This is a genomic window from Streptomyces sp. NPDC054796 (assembly GCF_053611545.1).
In genome coordinates this window covers 40,074-44,860 of record NZ_JBSHAO010000063.1, presented here as the reverse complement: position 1 = coordinate 44,860, position 4,787 = coordinate 40,074, and the positions used below count along the sequence as shown (strand labels likewise).

Sequence of the window (4,787 nt, the reverse complement as noted above, 5' to 3'; positions counted from 1 at the left end):
GGGCGACGGCACCCAAATGTTGTGGGCAATCGTCCCGCAAGGCGGGACGGGTGGGCACAACCCGTGCCACCGGCCCGCACCACGCGAACGAACCCAAAGGGGCACCAGCCAAGGCGCACCCCTACAAGAGACGGGCACCCCGTGAAGCGGTCAACCTCGCACCCCGTGTGAGGGCGCAACCCGGTGAAGCGGCAACCCCCCGTTTCATTCCGCACCCCGCGAAGGGAACCCCGTGTTGGGGCCGTAGTCGCGGAGCGGGGTCTCCTCGTCGCGTGCCGCCCGCGCGGCGAGAGCGCCCAGCACGAGAAGCCCCGCCACCACCTCGAACACCGCGGTGCCGACCCGCAACCGTTCCTGGACGCTCAGCTCCCCGAACCCGTCGAAGAGGTTCATCTTCACCGCGTACGACACATAGAAGACCCCCGCACCCAGCACCCCAGCGCCCACGGTCATCCCCAGCGGACGCGCATACGTCGCGTGCGCCACAGCCGCCACCGCCGCGCCCAGCGCGAGCACGGCCAGCGCCCAGCTGTTCCAGCTGCTGGGCACCGCGAGCAGTGTGACGAGGGCGCGTTCGCCGGTGAGGGCACGGTGGTAGAGGCCCCAGCCCTGGTCGAGCCACCAGTGGATCTCCCAGGCCGCGAGCACCCCCGCAGCGCTGCCCAGCAGCAGGAAGGCGACGACGCCCCCGCCCCGGGTGGGCCGCGCGGGCCCCTCCGCGCCGGGCCCCGGGTCACCGGACCCGTACCCGTATCCGGTCCCGTACCCGTTTCCGTACCCTTGCCCGTAGCCGCCCGTCACGGGCCGCCGCCCCGCCGCCGCGATGACGACGAGCATCACGCCGAGCACGAGCATGGCGATCACGCTGTAGAGGGCCGTGTCGCGCAGGGCGTCGTCGACGCCCTGCATCCAGTCGGCGTTGAGGTTCCAGAGGCTGGGGACGCGCAGCAGGACGGTCAGGACGCCCGTCGCGGCGAGGATGCCCGCCGAGGCGGAGGAGCGGACGGCGGTGACGGCGCAGACCACGTACAGGACCAGGAGCGTCGGCTCGACGGCCGAGGTCGCCCAGAGTCCGTCGGCAGCGCGGGCCGGGAGGCCCGACCACATCCACCACACGTCGGCGACCTCGGTGGCGGCGACGAAGTCGCGGATGATCCAGCCGAGGCTGAGGAGGGCGAGCGCGGCAAGCGCGACGGCGCCCGATATGCGTGCGCCGCGCGCGAGTGTCTTGTCCTGGCCCATGCCCGGCTCCCGGTGGATGCGGATAGCGGTGTCCGGGACCTACCCATGGACGGCCGCGCCGACTAGCTTTCCACAGCGGAACGAGGAACACAGGAGCGGCACAGGCAAGGGTGCTTCGTCCCTGTCCGGGCGACCGGCCGGGGCGGCATGGCCCGACCCGGCCGGTCTACGGCACCCGCACGGCCGTACGGAGTTCAGAGTGCAAGGTCCGTATATCGGTACTGCGACGGCTGAGTTGCGGGAACGTTAACGCGTTTGTTGATGTTTTATTCAGATATGTCCGTTCACGCCGGACGCCGTCAAGCACGCTCGGACCTCAATCTGCAAAACCTTCGCTCAAGATGCGCTCCAAGCGCACAGACTGCGTCCAAGACCTCTTGACTGGGCACTTATTCGCTTGCAAAAGTCCGCTCAACCCACTCATGCCCGCGGCACCCTACAGATGCCAACGAAACGGGCTCCGGCGAGAATTGAGCGCGGGGGCGCAAAACAGATGACGAGTCCTTCCCAGGCCGCGACGGCCGGGGCCGACACCCCAGGCCCCGGTGACGTCGGCCTGAGCACGGAGCAGGTCGGCAAGAACGGCAAGAACGGCCCGCTCGTAGGCCGGTCTCCCGGCCAACTGATGTGGATGCGCTTCAAGCGCGACCGTACGGGCGTGATCTCCGCGTGCATCGTCATCGCCTTCTTTGCGATCGCAGCGCTCGCCCCCGTGATCTCGTGGCTGTACGGCAAGGATCCGTACACCCGCTACGGGCAGGAGCGCCCCGGCCTCCTCAACGAGAACGGCTTCCCGATCAAGCCGAACGGCGGCATCGACGGCGAGTTCTGGTTCGGCCTCGAACCGGGGCTGGGCCGCGATGTGTTCATGCAGCTCGTCTACGGCATGCGGACCTCGCTGACGCTGGTCATCGTGATCACGCTGCTGTCCGTGGGCACCGCGATCATCATCGGCGTGGCGGGGGGCTACTTCGGCGGCCGGACGGACTACTTCCTGGGCCGGCTCACCGACCTGATGATGTCGTTCCCCAACCAGCTCTTCTTCGTCGCCTTCACGCCCGTCATCGCGGCCCTGCTGGTCGATCCGCAGGACCGCATGCCGACGTTGCTACGCGCGTCAGTGCTCATCTTCGTGATGTGGCTGCTGGGCTGGATGACCCTCGCCCGGCTGCTGCGCGGGCAGGTCCTCTCGCTGCGCGAGCGCGAGTTCGTCGAGGCGGCGAAGGTCGCGGGCACCCCTCCCTGGCGGATCATCCGCAAGGAGCTGCTGCCGAACGTGGTGACACCCATCCTGGTGCAGTCGACGTACATGCTGCCGAACTTCGTCACCGCCATCGCGGGGCTGTCGTTCCTCGGCGTCGGCATGCTGGAGCCCACTCCCGACTGGGGCCGGATGTTCGCCACGGGCGCCGATGTCTACCAGAGCGACATCACCTACATGTTCTTCCCGGGCGGCGCGATGGTCATCTTCATCGTTGCGTTCAACCTGCTTGGGGACTCGGTCAGGGACGCATTCGACCCGAAGTCGGGTCGGTGACGACCGAGCGGAGGGGGGTGCTGCCACCCCGGCTCGCATCAGTCAGGCAGCAGCAACGGACAACCGACAGGCAGGTGCAGAGAACACCATGAGCGGATTCAGCATGCGCAGAGCGCGCGCCTCGATAGTGGCGCTCACGTCGGGGGCGCTGCTCCTCACGGCGTGCAGCAGCGGCGGCGGGGGCGGCGACGAGGGCGTCGGCAAGGACGATGCCCAGAACCAGCAGGTGTCGTACGAGTTCGGCGACGCGAAGGACTCGACGGGCCCCGCCAAGGCCGTCGAAGGCGCCCAGAAGGGCGGCGCGCTCACCGTCTACCAGCGCGACAGCTTCGCGCACCTCGACCCCGCCCAGATCTACGTCAGCGACGAAGGCGCCATGTCGACGCTGATCCACCGGCGGCTGACGAGCTACAAGCGCGACAGCAACGGCAACTACACCGTGGTCGGCGACCTGGCCAAGGACAGCGGCAAGGCGTCGGACGGCGGCAAGACCTGGACGTACGAGCTGAAGGACGGCGTGAAGTGGGAGGACGGCTCGGAGATCACCTCCAAGGACGTCCGCCACACCTTTGAGCGCCAGTTCGCGCCCTTCATCTCCGAGGGCCCGACGTTCATCCAGCAGTGGCTGGCCGACACCAAGGGCACGGACTACCGCAAGCTGCTCAAGGACGGCCCCTACAAGGGCGACCACCTGCCGGACAGCGTCCTGGAGACGCCGGACGACAAGACCATCGTCTTCCACTTCAAGACCCCGCAGCCCGACATGCCCTACGCGCTCGGCATGGCCGGATACTCCATCGTCCAGGAGAAGGGCGACACGAAGGAGAAGTACGACAAGGCGCCGGTGACCTCGGGCCCGTACAAGATCGAGTCCTTCAAGTCCGGCAAGAGCATGAAGCTCGTGCGGAACGAGGAGTGGGACGCGAAGACGGACCCGGTGCGCCACCAGTACGTCGACTCGTTCAACATCCAGTTCGGCGTCTCCTTCGAGGACTCCACCAAGCGGCTCGCCTCGGACAGCGAGGAGAACAAGACCGCGGTGAGCTTCACCAACCAGGTGGACGCCTCCAGCATGCAGACGGTGCGCAGCGACGCCGACGTCAAGAAGCGCTCGCTCTCCGGCTACCAGCCGTACGTCGGCAAGATCGCCTTCAACATGGACCGGCTCAAGGACAAGAAGGTCCGCGAGGCCATCGCCTACGCGCTGCCCTCGCAGTCCCTGGTGCAGGCGTTCGGCGGCTCCGGCGGCGGCGAGGCGGCGGGCAACTACCTGAGCCCCACCGTCGCGGGCCACACGGACTCCGACCCCTACGGGAAGATCAAGAACCCGCAGGGTGACGTCAAGAAGGCCAAGAAGCTCCTCAAGGAAGCCGGCAAGACCGGCATGAAGCTGACCTTCGCCTACCAGAACGCGCCCGAGTGGCAGAAGTTCTCCGTGGCCGCCGAGGACAACCTCAAGAAGGCCGGGTTCGACGTCCAGCTCAAGGACATCGTCGCCGACACCTGGTACGACCAGATCGGCAAGATCAAGAACAACTACGACATGTACCACGCGTCCTGGGGCGCCGACTGGCCGAGCGCCAGCACCGTGATCCCGCCGACGCTGGACGGCCGTCAGATCCAGGACGGCGCCGCGAACTACTCGCACTACAACAACGAGGCCATGAACAAGGAGATGGACCGCATCTCCGAGATGACCGACAAGGACAAGGCCGCCAAGGAGTGGGCGAAGCTCTCGGACAAGATCCTCAAGGAGGACCTGCCCGAGGTTCCGCTGATGTACTACAAGCAGATCCAGCTGCACGGCTCGAAGGTCGGCGGTGCCGTGATGAACAACGTCATCAGCGCCATCGACCCGACCCAGCTCTACATCAAGAAGTAACCACCGCACCCAGCGGGGTTACACGCGGCCGATGTGGTGCCCCCCCCTAACCCGGGGGGCCCCCACGCCCCGGACCAGCCTCGAATGACAGACCCCCCAAAGAATGGGTACGTAAAGCAATAGTTA

3 protein-coding genes are annotated in these 4,787 nt (G+C 67.1%); 2 read left to right on the top strand and 1 reads right to left on the bottom strand.

Annotated elements, in window-relative coordinates:
• Positions 1-204: 204 nt before the first annotated feature.
• Positions 205-1,242, bottom strand: coding sequence for a hypothetical protein (locus ACWGJ2_RS34440; protein ID WP_453350276.1), 1,038 nt, complete (start codon positions 1,240-1,242; stop codon positions 205-207).
• A 493-nt stretch (positions 1,243-1,735) separates the two neighbouring features.
• On the opposite strand from ACWGJ2_RS34440, the gene ACWGJ2_RS34435 reads away from it, so the two are divergent.
• Both ACWGJ2_RS34435 and ACWGJ2_RS34430 read left to right on the top strand, forming a co-directional pair.
• Positions 1,736-2,779 carry an ABC transporter permease gene (locus ACWGJ2_RS34435; protein WP_453350275.1) on the top strand — a complete coding sequence of 348 codons (1,044 nt, stop codon included), beginning with the start codon at positions 1,736-1,738 and terminating at the stop codon, positions 2,777-2,779.
• 88 nt (positions 2,780-2,867) lie between these two features.
• Entirely contained in the window at positions 2,868-4,661 is a 1,794-nt protein-coding gene (locus ACWGJ2_RS34430) for an ABC transporter substrate-binding protein (protein WP_453350274.1), read from the top strand.
• Positions 4,662-4,787 lie beyond the last annotated feature (126 nt).

Excerpts from the sequence above, each read along its gene's own strand:
- ACWGJ2_RS34440 (WP_453350276.1), bottom strand. The coding sequence starts at position 1,242 with ATGGGCCAGGACAAGACACTCGCGCGCGGCGCACGCATATCGGGCGCC.
- ACWGJ2_RS34430 (WP_453350274.1), top strand. The coding sequence starts at position 2,868 with ATGAGCGGATTCAGCATGCGCAGAGCGCGCGCCTCGATAGTGGCGCTC.
- ACWGJ2_RS34435 (WP_453350275.1), top strand. The coding sequence starts at position 1,736 with ATGACGAGTCCTTCCCAGGCCGCGACGGCCGGGGCCGACACCCCAGGC.